This is a genomic window from Streptomyces nigrescens, assembly GCF_027626975.1.
Taxonomy (GTDB): Bacteria; Actinomycetota; Actinomycetes; order Streptomycetales; family Streptomycetaceae; genus Streptomyces; species Streptomyces nigrescens.
The window spans coordinates 3,689,937-3,706,322 of sequence record NZ_CP114203.1 but is presented as its reverse complement, the minus strand read 5'-3'; the positions used below and the strand labels follow the sequence as shown (position 1 = coordinate 3,706,322).

The 16,386-nt window shown below is 71.8% G+C and carries 17 protein-coding genes; 5 read left to right on the top strand and 12 right to left on the bottom strand.

Annotated elements, in window-relative coordinates:
- Positions 1–375: 375 nt before the first annotated feature.
- A complete protein-coding gene (locus tag STRNI_RS16535; protein WP_266438948.1) occupies positions 376–1,692 on the bottom strand; it encodes an MFS transporter in 1,317 nt (438 codons plus the stop codon).
- A 95-nt stretch (positions 1,693–1,787) separates the two neighbouring features.
- On the opposite strand from STRNI_RS16535, the gene STRNI_RS16530 reads away from it, so the two are divergent.
- On the top strand, positions 1,788–2,771 hold the full coding sequence (locus tag STRNI_RS16530; RefSeq protein ID WP_262038779.1) for a LysR family transcriptional regulator: 984 nt from the start codon (positions 1,788–1,790) through the stop codon (positions 2,769–2,771).
- Between the two features lie 180 nt (positions 2,772–2,951).
- On the opposite strand, the gene STRNI_RS16525 is transcribed toward STRNI_RS16530, so the two are convergent.
- A complete protein-coding gene (locus tag STRNI_RS16525; RefSeq protein ID WP_093637312.1) occupies positions 2,952–3,767 on the bottom strand; it encodes an alpha/beta fold hydrolase in 816 nt (271 codons plus the stop codon).
- A 103-nt stretch (positions 3,768–3,870) separates the two neighbouring features.
- Between STRNI_RS16525 and STRNI_RS16520 the strand changes: the two genes are divergently transcribed.
- Together STRNI_RS16520 and STRNI_RS16515 are read left to right on the top strand one after the other, a co-directional pair.
- Entirely contained in the window at positions 3,871–5,031 is a 1,161-nt protein-coding gene (locus STRNI_RS16520) for an adenosine deaminase (RefSeq protein ID WP_093637315.1), read from the top strand.
- A gap of 141 nt (positions 5,032–5,172) precedes the next feature.
- Positions 5,173–5,448 (top strand): hypothetical protein, encoded by a 276-nt coding sequence (locus STRNI_RS16515; RefSeq protein WP_018089203.1) that lies wholly within the window; start codon positions 5,173–5,175, stop codon positions 5,446–5,448.
- 177 nt (positions 5,449–5,625) lie between these two features.
- Here STRNI_RS16515 and STRNI_RS16510 read toward each other — a convergent pair whose 3' ends face one another.
- From STRNI_RS16510 to afsQ1, 5 genes are all read right to left on the bottom strand, one after another.
- Positions 5,626–5,838, bottom strand: coding sequence for a PspC domain-containing protein (locus STRNI_RS16510; protein WP_274737808.1), 213 nt, complete (start codon positions 5,836–5,838; stop codon positions 5,626–5,628).
- 45 nt (positions 5,839–5,883) lie between these two features.
- A complete protein-coding gene (locus STRNI_RS16505) occupies positions 5,884–6,399 on the bottom strand; it encodes a VanZ family protein (RefSeq protein WP_174857820.1) in 516 nt (171 codons plus the stop codon).
- Between the two features lie 105 nt (positions 6,400–6,504).
- The gene (locus STRNI_RS16500) at positions 6,505–7,131 is read right to left on the bottom strand and encodes a hypothetical protein (RefSeq protein WP_229837998.1); all 627 of its coding nucleotides are present in this window, start codon (positions 7,129–7,131) and stop codon (positions 6,505–6,507) included.
- The gene (locus STRNI_RS16495; RefSeq protein ID WP_277411487.1) at positions 7,128–8,924 is read right to left on the bottom strand and encodes a sensor histidine kinase; all 1,797 of its coding nucleotides are present in this window, start codon (positions 8,922–8,924) and stop codon (positions 7,128–7,130) included. The genes STRNI_RS16500 and STRNI_RS16495 overlap by 4 nt, the downstream gene beginning before the upstream one ends.
- Complete coding sequence (afsQ1, locus tag STRNI_RS16490) at positions 8,921–9,598, bottom strand: two-component system response regulator AfsQ1 (protein WP_026169550.1); 678 nt, start codon at positions 9,596–9,598, stop codon at positions 8,921–8,923. The genes STRNI_RS16495 and afsQ1 overlap by 4 nt, the downstream gene beginning before the upstream one ends.
- Before the next feature lie 225 nt (positions 9,599–9,823).
- Between afsQ1 and STRNI_RS16485 the strand changes: the two genes are divergently transcribed.
- Complete coding sequence (locus STRNI_RS16485; RefSeq protein ID WP_018089209.1) at positions 9,824–10,621, top strand: SigE family RNA polymerase sigma factor; 798 nt, start codon at positions 9,824–9,826, stop codon at positions 10,619–10,621.
- 276 nt (positions 10,622–10,897) lie between these two features.
- Here the strand turns inward: STRNI_RS16485 and STRNI_RS16480 are convergent, their stop codons facing one another.
- Complete coding sequence (locus tag STRNI_RS16480; protein ID WP_274737813.1) at positions 10,898–11,554, bottom strand: nucleoside/nucleotide kinase family protein; 657 nt, start codon at positions 11,552–11,554, stop codon at positions 10,898–10,900.
- A 156-nt stretch (positions 11,555–11,710) separates the two neighbouring features.
- Between STRNI_RS16480 and STRNI_RS16475 the strand changes: the two genes are divergently transcribed.
- A complete protein-coding gene (locus tag STRNI_RS16475) occupies positions 11,711–12,112 on the top strand; it encodes a hypothetical protein (RefSeq protein WP_266438957.1) in 402 nt (133 codons plus the stop codon).
- 119 nt (positions 12,113–12,231) lie between these two features.
- On the opposite strand, the gene STRNI_RS16470 is transcribed toward STRNI_RS16475, so the two are convergent.
- The 4 genes from STRNI_RS16470 to deoC all read right to left on the bottom strand — a co-directional run bounded on the left by STRNI_RS16470 (position 12,232) and on the right by deoC (position 16,323).
- Positions 12,232–12,921, bottom strand: coding sequence for a hypothetical protein (locus STRNI_RS16470; protein WP_159486485.1), 690 nt, complete (start codon positions 12,919–12,921; stop codon positions 12,232–12,234).
- A 106-nt stretch (positions 12,922–13,027) separates the two neighbouring features.
- On the bottom strand, positions 13,028–13,897 hold the full coding sequence (locus tag STRNI_RS16465) for an aldehyde dehydrogenase family protein (RefSeq protein ID WP_274737816.1): 870 nt from the start codon (positions 13,895–13,897) through the stop codon (positions 13,028–13,030).
- Entirely contained in the window at positions 13,890–15,320 is a 1,431-nt protein-coding gene (locus STRNI_RS16460) for an aldehyde dehydrogenase family protein (RefSeq protein ID WP_018089213.1), read from the bottom strand. The genes STRNI_RS16465 and STRNI_RS16460 overlap by 8 nt, the downstream gene beginning before the upstream one ends.
- 7 nt (positions 15,321–15,327) lie before the next feature.
- The gene (deoC, locus tag STRNI_RS16455) at positions 15,328–16,323 is read right to left on the bottom strand and encodes a deoxyribose-phosphate aldolase (RefSeq protein WP_266439471.1); all 996 of its coding nucleotides are present in this window, start codon (positions 16,321–16,323) and stop codon (positions 15,328–15,330) included.
- Between the last annotated feature and the right edge of the window lie 63 nt (positions 16,324–16,386).

Here is a 16,386-nt window from a genome sequence, read left to right as displayed (position 1 = left end):
GGGGCAGGGCGTCCCGCCTTCCGCCCTCCCGGTCATGCCGCATATGGCTCTGCGCCACGGGTCCGAAGGCCGCTGGAGTTGAAGGTGCTCAGCGCTCTCGCCGGGCAGTTCCCCGGCTTCGCGGAGAAGGTGCAGCGCGGCTCCGGTGCCGAGCGCACCATCCGCGAGGTCGTGGCGGCCCAGCGGGACAAGCGGTAGCCGGGTGGCCGAGGCCGAGGCCGAGGCCGTCGCCTACCGCCGGCCGCGGAGCGTCACCCTCCGCGAGATCGTTCTCGCCGCCACCGGCCAGGAAGGCCGACCGGCACTGAGAGGGAAGGGCGAAGGGCCCGCCCCACCAGGACAGGTGGCAGGGCGGGCCCTTCGGACTGCGGGCGGCTACGCGGCCTTTTCCAGGTGGAGGAGGCGGCGTTCGGCCACGGCCTTGCGGGTGGCGTAGAGGGTGATCGAGGCGGCGCCGAGCATCGCGGCGAGGCCGAGGAGGACGGTGCCCTCCCAGCCGACGGCGTGGAAGGCGGCGGCGCCGAGCGCGCCGCCCAGGCTGCTGCCGACGTAGTACGCGCACTGGTACAGCGCCGACGCCTGGGCGCGCGCCGTCTTGGCGGTGCGGCTGACCGAGGACGAGGCGACCGCATGGCCCGCGAAGAAGCCCGCGGTGATCAGGATGAGGCCGGCCAGCACCGCGGCGACAGAGTCGGCGAGGGAGAGCAGCAGACCCGTGGAGGTGGTGCCGACGGCCAAATACAGGGCGCCGCGGCGGCCCACCCGGGCGACCAGCTGGCCGGCCGCGGCCGAGGAGACCGTACCGACCAGGTAGACCACGAAGATCGAACCGACAATGCCCTGCGGGAGGTTGAACGGCTCGGAGACCAGGCGGTAGCCGATGACCGTGTAGACCGCGCCGAAGACCGTCATGAACAGCCCGCCGATGGCGTAGAGGCGGCGCAGCAGCGGGTCGGCCAGATGGCTGCCGAGCGTACGGGCCAGCGCCCGCGGACCCACCGAACGGGGCGCGAAATGCCGGGCCTTGGGGACCAGCAGCCGGAAGGTCACCGCGCACACCACGGCCAGCACACCCACCGCGGCGAGCGCCGCCCGCCAGCCCCAGGCCTGCGCGACCCAGCCGGTCACGATCCGGCCGGACATCCCGCCGATGCTGTTGCCCGCCACGAACAGTCCGATGGCCGCCACCAGCGCCTTGGCGCGCACCTCCTCGGCCAGGAAGGCCATCGCCGAGGCCGGCAGCCCGGCCAGCGCCACGCCCTGGATGCCGCGCAGCGCGATCAGCGCACCGAGCGACGGGGCGAACGGCACCAGCATCGCGATCAGCGCGGCCACCGAGAGGGACACCGTCATCAGCGTGCGCCGGCCGAAGCGTTCGGAGACCGCGCTCAGCGGGATCACGCCGAGCGCCAGGCCGAAGGTCGCCGCGGATACGGTCCAGCTCGCCTGGTCCGGACTCACCCCGAGGTCACCGGAGATCGCGGGCAACAGTGCCTGCGTGGAGTAGAGGAGGGCGAAGGTGGCTACTCCGGCGGCGAAGAGGGCGAAGCTCATCCGGCGGTAGCCGGGGCCGCCCGGCCGCAGCTTGCCCGCTTCGGGGTCGGGCGCGGCGGCGGTAGAGGAGTCAGGGGACGACTGGGGAGAGGCGGCCGCACGGTCGGTTACGGACGCCCCGGTATCAGCGGGAGGCATGTTTCGAAAGTAAGCCTCTGTGTTTCATGCGTCCAATGCATGGAAACGGCATAATCGATGCTGTGGCACATGATCGCAGGTCGCAAGGGCCGCTGTTGCAAGGTCGCAACAGAAAAGACACCGCCGGTTCGGGCCGGGCCGGGGCGGACACGGGGGAGGTGGCCGAGCTCGGCGCCGACTCGTGGGCGGTGACCCTCGCCCCGCGGCTCGCCCAGTTCACCGCCGTCGCCCGGCACGAACACGTCACCCGCGCCGCGCAGGAGCTCGGGATGCCACAGCCGACGCTCAGCCGGGCCATCGTCCGCCTGGAGGAGGACCTCGGCGTCGCCCTCTTCGCCCGGCACGGCCGCACCCTCTCCCTCACCCCGGCGGGCCGCGCCTTTCTCGCCTCCACCGAGCGGGCGCTCACGGACCTGGAGCGGGCGACGGAGTCCGTACGGGCCGATGTCGACCCCGCGGCCGGGAAGGTGGCGTTCGGCTTTCTGCACACCCTCGGGTCGGAGACCGTGCCCGGCCTGATCCGCAGCTTCCGCGCCGACCATCCGCGCGTCCGCTTCCAGCTCGTCCAGAACTACGGCGAGGCCATGATCGAGCGGCTGCGGGCCGGCGACCTCGATCTGTGTCTGACCTCGCCGGTGCCCGACTACCCGGACCTGGTCGCCCGGCGGCTCGACGAGCAGAAGCTGCGCCTGGTCGTCCCGGACGACCATCCGCTGGCCGCCCGCAAGCGCATCCGGCTCGCGGAGGCCGCCGGCGAACTGTTCGTGACCCTCGAACCGGGCTACGGGCTGCGCCGGATCACCGACGCGCTGTGCGCCGAGGCGGGTTTCACCCCGCGGGTCGCGTTCGAGGGGGAGGAGGCCGAGACGCTGCGCGGGCTGGTGGCGGCCGGGCTGGGCGTGGCCCTGCTTCCGCCACCGGCCGTGCCCCGCCCCGGCGTCGCCGAGCTGACCGTGACGGCACCGCGCGCGGTCCGCGAGATCGGCGTCGCCTGGCTGGACGGCCATCCGGACACCCCGCCGGTGGCCGCGTTCAAGAAGTTCCTGCTGAGCCGGCGGGGGCGGCTGCTGCCCAGGTGACGGATGGGCCTGCTGTCCGGGGGTGACGACGGCCGGTGCCGCAGCGATGCCCCCGACCGGCCCCCGACCGGCCCGCGGCCGGGTGACGGGTGCGGCCCGGCCGGGGCCTGCGGCGGCCGGTGCGGAAGCGATACCCCGGCGCCCGCCGCCGGATGACGGTTGCGCCGGGGCCTGCCGCGTTCAGTGCCGCAGTGACGCCCCGAAGCCCGCTGCCAGCGGCATCCGCAGACCCAGCGGCGGCGGTGCGGCCAGCGCGTCCTTCACCGGTCTGGCATAGCCCCGGGCGAAGAGCGAGCCGAGCATGAAGTCGGAGGCCAGGGCCAGGACTTCGGCACGGTGCTGATGCAGCGAATGGCCGTCGGAGTGCACCTCGAAGCGGCAGATGTCCCGGTTGACCTTCTTGGCGCGCTCGGCGTAGCGGTACGACAGATCCGGGTCGGTGCGCTCGTCGTTGGTGCCGTGGATGAGCAGGACCTGCCGGCCGATGAGCTGTTTCACCGGATCGGGCTGTGCGTCGTCCCGGTGCGGGTCGGGCAGCCAAGGGGCGATCGCCAGCACGGAGTTGACGGCGGGGTGCCCCGCGGCGTGCAGGGCGGCGCGGGCACCCATGCCCGTACCGACGAGGCAGACCGGGACATCGCCGTAGCGGCGGACCACCTCCTCCAGGGCCCAGTCCGCGTCCCGCGCCGGATGGGCCTCGGTCCCGTTCCAGCCGCTGCAGCGGTAGCGCACGACATGGGCCGTCAGGCCCTCAGGGCGCCCCGCCTTCGCCAGCCGGACCGCCAGCGGCCGCACCGCCAGTGCCGCCACCGGCGAAGGGCGCCGTACCCCGGTCGGTCCGCCGCCGGGCAGTAAAAGCGCGACCCCGCTCACCTCCCGGCCGGTGCCGCGCCTGCCGCCCCTCCACCGGAGCGCTTCCCGCGCCCCTTCCTTGCCGGCCGTTCCCAGCGGTTTTCCGAGCCGGGCCTCACGCACCGGCAGCGCTTGCTGAGCCATGACCAGAACGATGGCAGAAGGACGCGTGCCCGCCACCCCGTGGACGGGTCACTGTTGCGTATCGTTCGATGAGATCTACGCGCGTAGGGGCTAGAGTGCCGAAATGACGAGCGAGACCACCACCCAGCCGACCAGTGAACAGATCCGCCGCGCCCCCAAGGTGCTGCTCCACGATCACCTCGACGGCGGCCTGCGCCCCGCCACCGTCGTCGAGCTTGCCCGTGAGAACGGCTACGAGGGACTGCCCGAAACCGACCCGGACAAGCTCGGGATCTGGTTCCGTGAGGCCAGCGACTCCGGCTCGCTCGAGCGCTACCTGGAGACCTTCGCCCACACCTGCGCCGTCATGCAGACCCGCGACGCACTGGCCCGGGTGGCCGCCGAGTGCGCCGAGGACCTGGCCGCCGACGGTGTGGTCTACGCCGAGGTCAGGTACGCGCCCGAGCAGCACCTGGAGCAGGGCCTGACCCTCGAAGAGGTCGTCGAGGCGGTCAACGAGGGCTTCCGCGAGGGCGAGCGCCGGGCCCGCGAGAACGGCCACCGCATCCGCGTCGGGGCGCTGCTCACCGCCATGCGGCACGCCGCCCGCGCCCTGGAGATCGCCGAACTCGCCAACCGCTACCGGGACACCGGCGTCGTCGGCTTCGACATCGCGGGCGCCGAGGCCGGCTACCCGCCCACCCGCCACCTCGACGCCTTCGAGTACCTCAAGCGGGAGAACAACCACTTCACCATCCACGCCGGTGAGGCCTTCGGCCTGCCGTCGATCTGGCAGGCCCTCCAGTGGTGCGGCGCCGACCGCCTCGGCCACGGCGTCCGGATCATCGACGACATCGAGGTCGCCGACGACGGCTCGGTCAAGCTCGGCCGGCTCGCCTCGTACGTACGGGACAAGCGCATCCCGCTGGAGATGTGCCCGACCTCCAACCTCCAGACCGGCGCCGCCCCCTCCTACGCCGAGCACCCCATCGGCCTGCTGCGCCGGCTGCAGTTCCGGCTCACGGTCAACACCGACAACCGGCTGATGAGCCACACGAGCATGTCCGAGGAATTCGAGCATCTGGTCAAGACATTCCGATACACGCTCGATGACATGCAGTGGTTTACAGTCAATGCGATGAAATCAGCGTTCATTCCTTTCGATGAACGTCTGGCCATGATCAATGACGTCATCAAGCCCGGTTACGCGGAACTCCGGGCCGAATGGCTGTTCCGTCCGGCGACCACAACGTCCCCTGTGAGCAGTGCTTCTGACCCTGCGTAAGGGGTGGCGCGAGCCTATAGCGCAACGGCCGGTGGAATGTCCACCGGCCGTTTTTTCTTTGGTCGTGGCTGTTTGCGGCGCCGGTTGCCGCCTCAGTAGGTTGATTTGCCGGTCAAGCCCCCATCATGAGGACGTAATTCGATGAAGCAGGGAACCATCAAGACTCTCGGTACCGTCGCGCTCGGTGCCGCTTTCGCCGTCACCGCCGCGGGCGTCGCCAGCGCGGCCCCGGCGCTCGACACCGCCGGGGTGCTGAAGAGCCTGCCGGTGAAGGACGCCACCAAGACTGTCTCCGGGCTCACCAAGGCCAAGGCGAAGGGCAACGACGTCAAGACCAAGGTCAACTCCCAGGGCAACAAGCTGCTGGGCGGCCTGCCGACCAACGCCGTCACCAAGACCCTCCCCCTGGGTGGCTGATCCCGCCACGCGGCTCGTCCCCTAGGGACGCGTCATGCGCCGTGCCCCGGCCGAACGCCTCGTGCGGACGGCCGGGGCATCGTCATGCGCTGCCGAGAAACCGGACGGCGCGGCGCCCGGTCGGCATCCGCGCCGGGCCGCGGGGCGGCCTGCCGGGCAGCCCGCCGGGCGGAACGGTCACCAGGCGGCTGCGCTGGTGGCGGCCTTCTCCTCCGAGGGGAGGAATATCCACAGCGCCAGGTAGACCAGGAACTGCGGGCCGGGCAGCAGACACGACACCACGAAGAGCACGCGCATCGTCGTCGGCGTCATACCGAAGCGACGGGCCAGGCCCGCGCACACTCCGGCGATCACTCGGTTGTTGCTGGGGCGGACCAGTGCGGCGGCCATGATGCGGACTCCTTTACGACTCGGTGGGGCGATTGCCCCGATGCCTCAAAGGTAGGTCCGGCTGCCGGAGAGAGCATCAGCCTGCGGGGCCAGTCCAACCCTGGGGATTCTCGGGGTTACCTCCCCGAGATCCCCGTACCGGCGACGTAGCCGGCGCCGGGCACCGGGGACGACCGTCAGATGCGTCAGGGCCACTCCGAGCGAGCCGAGCAGCACCGAGTCGATGTCCGGGACCCGGCCGGGCACCCCTGACTGCAGCAGCTCGATGGCCAGCGCGATCATCGCGCCGGCGAACACGGTGCGGGTCAGGGACACCAGCGGAGAAACGTTCAGCCGGCCCGCCGAGAGGGGCAGCAGCACGCCCAGCGGCGCCAGCAGCAGCACCGAGCCGCCCAGATGCTGTATGGCCTCCCAGGAAGGGCCGGTCGCCAGCTCGGCCTGGATCGTCGCCAGCGGTTCGAGGTTCGTGGCCGACACCCAGGGCACCGTGCGGGGACGCAACGTCAGCCAGCCGACGATCAGCAGATGCGCCACAAGGAGGAGAAGTCCGGTGACGCGCATACGGGGGACGGCGGTGGTGCCGGGGCCATGACGCTGCACAAAGGCCAGGACGCGACCAGCGGTGGCTGTGGTTCCGCCCAATTGCGCCCGTCTTGGCCCGCCGGGTCAGCCCTCTTCCGACAACGGGTCTCCCCAGCCGGTGTTCTCCGCGATGTCCGGATTGGCCAGCACCTCCGCGGAGCACTCGTAGCGGTGCGCCGTATCGTCGCCCGGTCCGCCCAGCACCGCCGCATGGGTCCGGCCCAGCGCCGGGCTCGCGCCGTAGGTGCACACCAGCTGGGCCAGCGCGAAGGACGGCAGATCGTCCGGCCGGATGCTCAGCCGCAGCGCATCCGCGGGATCGCCCGTGCGCGGCGCCGCGACCTTCAGGTCCTGGGGCAGCGCGCTGCTGAAGCCGGCCCGGTCCTCGTCGTGCGACGGCTGCCGCTGCAGCTCCTTCAGCAGCGCACGGGCGGTCGGCAGCCGCGGTTCGGTGCCCGCCGTGTTCTTGGGCAGCGACACCGTCCGCTCCACCTGGGCCAGCGCCGAGCCGCACACCAGATAGACGGTGGCCTGGGCCCCGCCGGGCGGGTTGGGCGCCGGGTCGCTCGCCGGGGCCTTGCAGCTCACCCGCGAGGGCGCACGGCCCGCGTCGACCGGTACCGACGTGCCCCGGATCCCGCAGCCCGCGGCGGCGAGCGTGAGCGCCACCACTGCGGCGGTGCGCCGCCCCGTCCGCCTGCTCGGCGTCATCGCCCGTCCTCCGTGCCCTCGTCATCCGCGCGGGCCGTGCCGCCGTCCCTCCGGTCGCCGTCCGTCAGCGGCGCGGCGTCCATCGGCAGCCGCAGTGTGAAGGCCGCGCCGCCTTCGGGGAGGTTGGCCGCGGTGATCTCCCCGCCGTGGATATGTGCGTTCTCCAGCGCGATCGACAGCCCCAGACCGCTGCCCTCCGACCGCGGCCGGGAGGCGCTCGCCTTGTAGAAGCGGTCGAAGACATGCGGAAGGACCTCTTCCGGGATGCCGGGGCCGTGATCCCGTACGCGGATCACCAGTGTCCCGCCCCCGGGCCGCTCCGCGCCCGCCGCCTGCTCGGAGCGCTCCGGCCCCTCGTCCTCCGTACCGGCCTCCGGTCCGCCGGACCCGTCGGGCGCGGCCGGCCCGCCGGAGACGGCCGTGCTGCCCGTCCGGCCGCCCGCGACGTCACCCGCCACGTCCTCGGTGTGCACCGAGACCCGCACCGGTGAGCCGCCGTGCTTGAGGGCGTTGCCGATCAGATTCGCCAGGATCACATCGAGCCGCCGCGGGTCCAGACGGGCCACGATGCCGCGGTCCGCGTCCAGCTCGACCGCGTCCAGCCAGGCCCGGGCGTCGATACAGGCGGTCACCTGGTCCGCGACATCGACATCGTCCAGCACCAGCCGGGCCGTGCCCGCGTCGAAGCGGGTGACCTCCATCAGGTTCTCCACGAGGTCGTTCAGCCGCCGGGTCTCGCTGACCACCAGCTGCACGGCCGGCGCGATCATCGGGTCGAGGGAGTCCGCCTCCTCCTCCAGCACCTCGGAGACCGCAGTGATCGCGGTCAGCGGCGTCCGCAGCTCGTGCGACATATCGGCGACGAACCGCCGGGACGCCGCCTCGCGCCCGCTCAGCTCCTCGACCCGCTGTTCCAGACGCTCGGCCGTACGGTTGAACGTCCGGGACAGATCGGCCAGTTCGTCCGTGCCGGTCACCCGCAGCCGGGTGTCCAGCCGCCCCTCGCCCAGCTGCCGCGCCGCATGCCCCAGCCGCTGTACGGGCCGCAGCACGGTCGTCGCCGCGGCCTGCGCCAGCAGCGCCGAGCCGACCAGCGCGAGCGCGGTCGCGATCCCCAGCGACCAGGCCAGCGAGTTGAGGTCCTGCCGCTCGGTGGCCAGCGACTTCATCATGTAGCCGGTGGGCCCGCCGCCGATCACCTTCGCCCCGGCGACGAGATAGGGGGCGTCCCCGACCTCCTTGCGCTGCCAGTACAGATGGTGCGGATAGCGGTTGGACTCGTCGACCCGACGCACCTCGTCGACCGCGGTCCGCAGCGACACGGGCACGCTGTTCAGCGTCAGCAGATTCTTGTTCGTGGTGGCCGCGCAGGCCTTGCCCTCGCGGTCAACCCCTATCAACAGCACCGCGTAGTCCTGCGGCCCGGCCGCCATCTGCCGCGCCGCGTCCTGCAGTTCGGCACAGCGCGGACGCAGCGGCAGCGACCGCGTACTGTCCTCCAGCGACTTGCGGAAGTCGTTGAGGACGGCGTTCTGGGTGCGCTCCAGAACGGTGTTGCGGTTGAGCCAGTACGCGATGCCCGACGCCGAGACCGCGGCCGTCAGCGCCACCAGCGCGAAGACCACGACCAGCCGCAGCCGCAGACTGGTCCAGCGCAGCAGCCCCGACGCACGGCGTAGCCCGCGCAGCACCCGCTGCAGCCGCCGCCGGCCGGCCGAGGGCGCGGCCGTTTCCCCGGCCTCGCCGCCCGCATTGTCCTTCGTCGAACCGCCGCCCGCGGAACGTTCCCTCACTGCGGCGAATCCAGCCGGTAGCCGACGCCACGGACCGTACGGATCAGGGTCGGCGAGGACGGCACGTCCTCCACCTTCGCCCGCAGCCGCTGCACACACGCGTCCACCAGGCGCGAGTCGCCGAGGTAGTCGTGCTCCCACACCAGCCGCAGCAGCTGCTGCCGGGACAGCGCCTGACCGGGCCGGCGGCTCAGCTCCAGCAGCAACCGCAGTTCGGTCGGTGTCAGTTGCAGATCCTCGCCGTTCTTGGTGACCGTCATCGCCGACCGGTCGATCACCAGCGAGCCGAACGTCGCCGAATCACTGGACTCCCGCTCGCCCCGGCGCAGCACGGCCCGGATCCGGGCGTCCAGCACCCGGCCCTGGACCGGTTTGACGACATAGTCGTCGGCGCCGGACTCCAGCCCCACCACGACGTCGATGTCATCGTTACGCGCGGTGAGCAGGATGATGGGCAGCTGGTCCGTACGCCTGATCCGCCGGCACACCTCGAAACCGTCGATGCCCGGCAGCATCACATCCAGCACGATCAGGTCCGGGCGCTGCTCACGCAGCAGCTTCAGGCCGTCCTCGCCCGTCGCCGCGGTCACCACACGGTGACCCTGGCGGGACAGCGAGAGTTCGAGAGCCGTGCGGATGGCGTCGTCGTCCTCGATCAGCAACAGGAAAGGCACTCAGCCATTCTGGCCCATGGGACGCCGGGACATCGACCAGTGGCGCTCTCGTACACAAGGCCCACGCTCGTGAGGCCCTCGCGACGCGCCGCACCGGGGCCTGTGACAGGCCTGTGACAGTCGACGGACAACGCGATGAAACTGGCTTGGCAGTCTTTTGGGCACCGGGAGAGATCAACAACCCGGACACACCGAACGAGCTGGCTCTACGACGGGGGGCGCGAGATGAACACACTGCACGGCACCACTTCCAGCGCAGTTATCACGCGACTCCACGATGTCGTCCGGTCCGGCGAGAAGTCCGGTGCCGTGCGGGGATGCACCCGCGGCACCGCGCGTCAGCGGCCGCCCTTCATGGTGGCCATCGACGCGACGACGGTGGAACTCAACCGGGGGCACGGGGGCAATGCCGCCCACGGGGGAGAAAACGGGGGAAACACCGGGGGAGCGGAGTACAGGGAGGCCACGGGGGAACGGCGTTCCCCGGCGGAGACGGCGGAGGCCGAAGCGGCCTTCACCGCCTACGTCCAGGAGCGCCGGGCCTCCCTGTACGCCACCGCCTACCACCTGACCGGCGACCGCTACGAGGCCGAGGACCTGCTGCAGAGCGCACTGTTCTCGACCTACCGGGCGTGGGACCGGATCAGTGACAAGGCGGCGCTCGGCGGCTATCTGCGCCGGACGATGACCAATCTGCACATCAGTGCCTGGCGCCGGCGCAAGCTCAACGAGTACCCGACCGAGGAGCTGCCGGAGACGGCCGGCGACGTGGACGCGATGCGCGGCACCGAGCTGCGCGCCGTGCTGTGGCAGGCGCTGGTCCGGCTGCCCGAGACGCAGCGCACGATGCTGGTGCTGCGCTACTACGAGGGCCGTACGGACCCGGAGATCGCGGACATTCTCAACATCAGTGTCGGCACGGTGAAGTCGAGCATCTGGCGCGCCCTGCGCCGGCTGCGTGAGGACGAGGTCCTCAGCTTCGGCCGTGACGAGGAGGAGTCCTTCGGCGAGCTGGTGGCCTGAGGATCCGGGGGGAGCCCGAGGGGGGACCAGGGGGAACGCCCGAGGGGGGAACGGGGATACGGGGGAACCGGCCGAAGCGGAGTGATCCACGGAGGCCGGACGTATCGGGGGATACGGGGGAAGCACGGGGGAGCAGGGGGGATCACGGGGGAGAGAAAAGCGGGTTCGGACGGCCGGGGGGTCTGTCCGAGCCCGCTCCTTCGTGTGTGCCTCCGCGTGCAGCGCGCGCCCGCGCCGCCGGCTGCGCTGAACCGGCCGCCGCCCGCCGCCCGCGCCTCAGGAACGTACGGCCGCGTCCACCGTGTCCGCTGCCCCCGCGGCCGATATGCGGGCCAGCGCCTCCGGCTTGGCGCAGGGGTGCGCGCCCAGGGCGGTGTGCCGGGCGACGACCGAGCGTTCGTCGCGCAGCAGCCGCAGTCCGCGGCGTACGAGATACGGGGCGGACTTGCGGCCCTCGCGCAGATCCCGCGCCAGCCGCCGGCGGAAGGTGGTGGTCGGCCGGCCGCGCAGACACAGCGCATCGGCCAGCAGCCCCGCGGCCCGGCAGTCCGCGATGATCTCGGCCGCGAAGATGCCCTCCGCGATGAACAGCGGGGCGCCGCCGAGGTCGAGACACGAGGCGCCGACCCGGGCGCTGGCCGCGATGTCGTACACCGGGACGTCGGCACGCCCCGTACGGCACAGCGCGTCGATGGCCGCGAGGGCGGCGCCGGCGTCCCAGGACTGCGGTGCGTCCCAGTCGGCGCCGCCGCCGTCGGGCAGTTGCGGCAGTGTCGGGTCCGTCCCCTCCTTGTAGAAGTCGTCGAGGTTCAGGACGGGGAGGCCGCTGCGCATGGCCAGGGAGGTCTTCCCGGAGCCCGACGGGCCGGTCAGCAGAACGACCCGGATGGGGAACGCAGGGGAGGACGGCGGGGTGCACGAGTGGGAGCTCACGGGCACCCATTGTCGCGTATTGCGCCGTGTGGGGTACCCCTGGCGCGCGAGGTGGATCGGCCCCCGCAGCTCAACTACGCTACGCAGTCAATTGATTACCCGAATGCTGTGGCTCGTACAGCACTTCGACCCCTTCGATCCACAGGCAGGTGGCACATGCCCTCCCATGCGCGTCCCAAGCCCAGCCGCGTTCCCCGCACGTTGCTGCGGGCCGGACTGGTGATCTCCGCGGCCGGTGCCGCGCTCGCGGCGGGCGGTGCGGCGACGGCGAGCGCGGCCCCGGCCGCCGCGGACCGCGCCACCGACACCGGTGCCGCGGCCTCGGGACTGACCGGCGCACTGCTGCACTCCGCGGCCGGCGGCCTCGGCCCGGTCAAGAACCTCCAGCTGGACCCGCTGGCCAACACCTCCGTCGACCCGCTCGCCAACGCCGTGAGCACCCAGATCGCCGACTTCAAGCCGGTGGGCACCGAGCTGCTGACCGGCACCCTCTCGAACGGTGCCGCGCTCAAGGACCTGCCGCTGATCGGGCAGGTGACGAGGGTGCTGCCGGGGTGAGCGGTTGCGGCCGGGCCGCGGTCCGGCGCGGCGGGCGCTGCCCCGGCGGCTCCCACCGCCCGGACCGCGCGCCCCGCCGCAGGAGCCGCGGCGGTCGAAGGGCCTGGGCAGGACCGGGATCAGCGCCCCCGGAAGGCCCCGACCATCGCCTCCATGTCCTCCTGGAACGAACAGCACAACGCCAGCCATGAGCCGTCGACGAAGACCAGGTCGAAGCGGCCACGGGGGAACACCGCGCGCGGCCTGGGTCGCAGTTCCGCGATGTTCGACAGCTGCACCTGGGCGGCGACTTCCAGCTCCGGCGGGCGCTCCCGCCAGCCCGAGGCATGATCCGTCAGCACGAACAGCCGGCGGTCGGTGAGCGCCTGGTGCTGCGGCGAGCCGCCCGCGTTCGTGACCTGAACGAGGAACCGGCCGGCCATGCTCGCCCAGTCGCCCTCCATGGTCGTGCCGAACAGGGCGCGGTTCGCGGCGTCGTCGACGGCGTCCTCGATGTTCTCCCGGGCCTCGTTGAGGGTTTCCGCGACCGTGCCGACCGCGCGCGTCACCGGGTTGTTGACCAGCCGGTTGTCGAGCAGCCGGCCGCCGGGCCGGCTGCCGGCCGTACCGCTGGGCGGCCGCGACGCCTTGTCGAGCACCTCGCCCAGCGCCCCCAAGATCCCCTTCTTGCGCGCCGACCGCTGCCGGGGCGCCCGCAGCTGGGCGGGCACGAGCGGCAGATCGGGGTACTCGGTGTATTGCCTGGCCTCCCACAACACCTCACCGGGGTGCAGGAACTGGCGGCAGGGGGTGACGTGATCAGGTTTCACGCCCTCATCTTCCCTGTCCGGTACACCACAACAGTGCGGGGCCCCGCCACATGGGCGAGACCCCGCACCGTCGTTCCGCGGACGCCGTCCGGGCGCCACAGCAGCCCTAAACCCCCATGGGATGCCAGACCGTCTTCGTCTCCAGGAAGGTCAGCAGGCGGCCGGTGCCGGGGTCGGCGGTCCAGTTCGCCGCCGACGGGCGGAGCACCCGCTTGAGGTTGTCGGCCGCGGCCGTCTCCAGGTCCTTCGCCAACGCGTCGTCCGCGCCCGCCAGATCGAGGGCGTTGACGTCCTGGTGGGCGGCGAGCGGGGCCGCCAGTTCCGCGGTGCGGCCGGAGAGGATGTTGACCACGCCGCCCGGGAGGTCGGAGGTGGCGAGCACCTCGGCCAGGGAGAGGGCGGGCAGCGGGGCGTTCTCGGCTGCCGCCACGACCACCGTGTTGCCGGTGACGATCGCCGGGGCGATCACCGAGACCAGGCCGAGGAACGACGAGTCCTGGGGGGCCAGGACCGCGACCACGCCGGTCGGCTCGGGGGAGGAGAGGTTGAAGTACGGACCGGCCACGGGGTTGGCGCCGCCGGCGATCTGGGCGACCTTGTCGGACCAGCCCGCGTACCAGACCCAGCGGTCGATCGCCGCGTCCACCTGGGCCGTGGCCTTCGCCTTCGACAGCCCCTCGGCGGCGGCGACCTCGGCGACGAACTGGTCGCGGCGGCCCTCCAGCATCTCGGCGATGCGGTAGAGGATCTGGCCGCGGTTGTAGGCCGTGGCGCCGGACCAGCCGCCGAACGCCTTACGGGCGGCGACCACCGCGTCCCGGGCGTCCTTGCGGGAGGCCAGCGGGGCGTTGGCGAGCCATGTGCCCTTGGAGTCGATCACCTCGTACACCCGCCCGCTCTCGGACCGGGGGAACTTGCCCCCGACGTACAGCTTGTAGGTCTTGAAGACGGAGAGTCGGCCAGTCAGCTCAGACATTGAGGTACGCCTCCAGACCGTGCCGGCCGCCCTCGCGGCCGTAGCCCGACTCCTGGTAGCCGCCGAAGGGCGAGGCCGGGTCGAACTTGTTGAACGTGTTGGACCAGATGACGCCCGCGCGGAGCTTGTTCGCCATCCACAGCATCCGCGAGCCCTTCTCCGTCCAGATGCCGGCGGAGAGGCCGTACGGGGTGTTGTTGGCCTTCTCCACGGCCTCGGCCGGGGTGCGGAAGGTCAGCACGGACAGCACCGGGCCGAAGATCTCCTCGCGGGCGATGCGGTGCGCCTGGGTGACGCCGGTGAACAGCGTCGGGGCGAACCAGTAGCCGGTGGTGGGGAGTTCGCAGGACGGCGACCAGCGCTCGGCGCCCTCGGCCTCGCCCGCGTCGGCCAGCGCGGTGATCCGGGCCAGCTGCTCGGCGGAGTTGATGGCGCCGATGTCGGTGTTCTTGTCGAGCGGGTCGCCCACGCGCAGGGTCCGCATCCGGCGCTTGAGGGCGTCCAGCAGCTCGTCCTGGACGGACTCCTGGACCAGGAGGCGGGAGCCCGCGCAGCAGACGTGGCCCTGGTTGAAGAAGATGCCGTTGACGATGCCCTCGACGGCCTGGTCGAGTGGCGCGTCGTCGAAGACGATGTTCGCCGCCTTGCCGCCGAGCTCCAGGGTCACCTTCTTGTCCGTGCCGGCGACCGTACGGGCGATGGCCTTGCCGACCTCGGTGGAGCCGGTGAAGGCCACCTTGTTGACGTCGGGGTGCGCGACCAGCGCCGCGCCCGTGGAGCCCTCGCCGGTCAGGATGTTGACGACGCCCTTGGGCAGGCCCGCCTGACGGCAGATGTCCGCGAAGAACAGGGCGGAGAGCGGGGTCGTCTCGGCGGGCTTGAGGACGACCGTGTTGCCGGTCGCCAGCGCCGGGGCGATCTTCCACGCGAGCATCAGCAGCGGGAAGTTCCAGGGGATGATCTGGCCGGCGACGCCCAGGGGGCGGGGGTTCGCGCCGTAGCCCGCGTGGTCGAGCTTGTCGGCCCAGCCCGCGTAGTAGAAGAAGTGCGCGGCGACCAGCGGCAGGTCGGCGTCCCGGGACTCGCGGATCGGCTTGCCGTTGTCCAGCGACTCCAGCACGGCCAGCTCGCGCGAGCGCTCCTGGAGGAGCCGGGCGATCCGGAAGAGGTACTTGGCCCGCTCAGCGCCGGGCAGCGCGGACCACTTCTCGAAGGCCTTGCGGGCGGCCTTCACGGCGCGGTCGACATCATCGGCGCTCGCCTGGGCGACCTCGGAGAGGACCTCCTCGGACGACGGGGAGACGGTCTTGAAGACCTTGCCGTCGGAGGCCGGGGCGAACTCGCCGTCGATGAACAGGCCGTAGGACGGCGCGATGTCGACGACCGCGCGGGACTCGGGTGCGGGTGCGTAATCGAAGGTCATGGGAGCCTCAGTCCACCGTGACGTAGTCGGGGCCGGAGTAGCGGCCGGTGCTGAGCTTCTGGCGCTGCATCAGCAGGTCGTTCAGGAGGCTGGAGGCGCCGAAGCGGAACCAGTCGGCGGTCAGCCAGGGCTCGCCGAGCGTCTCGTTGACCATGACCAGGTACTTGATCGCGTCCTTGGTCGTACGGATACCGCCGGCCGGCTTCACCCCGACCTGGACGCCCGTCGTGGTGTGGAAGTCACGGACCGCCTCCAGCATCAGGAGGGTGACCGGCGGGGTGGCGTTGACGGCGACCTTGCCGGTCGAGGTCTTGATGAAGTCGGCGCCCGCGAGCATCGCCAGCCAGGAGACCCGGCGGACGTTGTCGTACGTCTGGAGCTCACCGGTCTCGAAGATGACCTTGAGGTGGGCGGCCGTGCCGTCGGGGCGCGCGCAGGCCTCCTTGACGGCCTTGATCTCCTCGAAGACGTCCATGTAGCGGCCGGAGAGGAAGGCGCCCCGGTCGATCACCATGTCGATCTCGTCGGCGCCGGCCGCGACCGCGTCACGGGTGTCCGCCAGCTTGACCGGCAGCGCGGCGCGGCCCGCGGGGAAGGCGGTGGCGACGGACGCGACATGGATACCGGAGTCGCCGAGTGCCTCCTTGGCCGTCGCGACCATGTCCGGGTAGACGCAGATCGCCGCGACCTTGGGGCTGGTGCGGTCGGTGGGGTCGGGGTGGACGCCCTTGGCGCACAGCGCCCGGACCTTGCCCGGGGTGTCCGCGCCTTCGAGGGTCGTCAGGTCGATCATCGAGATGGCGAGATCGATGGCGTACGCCTTCGCCGTCGTCTTGATCGAGCGGGTGCCGAGGGTGGCGGCGCGGGCCTCGAGGCCGACCGCGTCGACGCCGGGGAGGCCGTGGAGGAAGCGGCGCAGCGCACCGTCGTCGGCGGTCACGTCCGCCATTGACGCCAGACGCCCCGCGGCTTCCTTGCCGTATGCGGGAACAGTGATGGGCATGGTCACGAGGGGAGCATATCTACGCGCGTAGCGCCATGTCATCCCCCTCGGCCGTCCGAATCC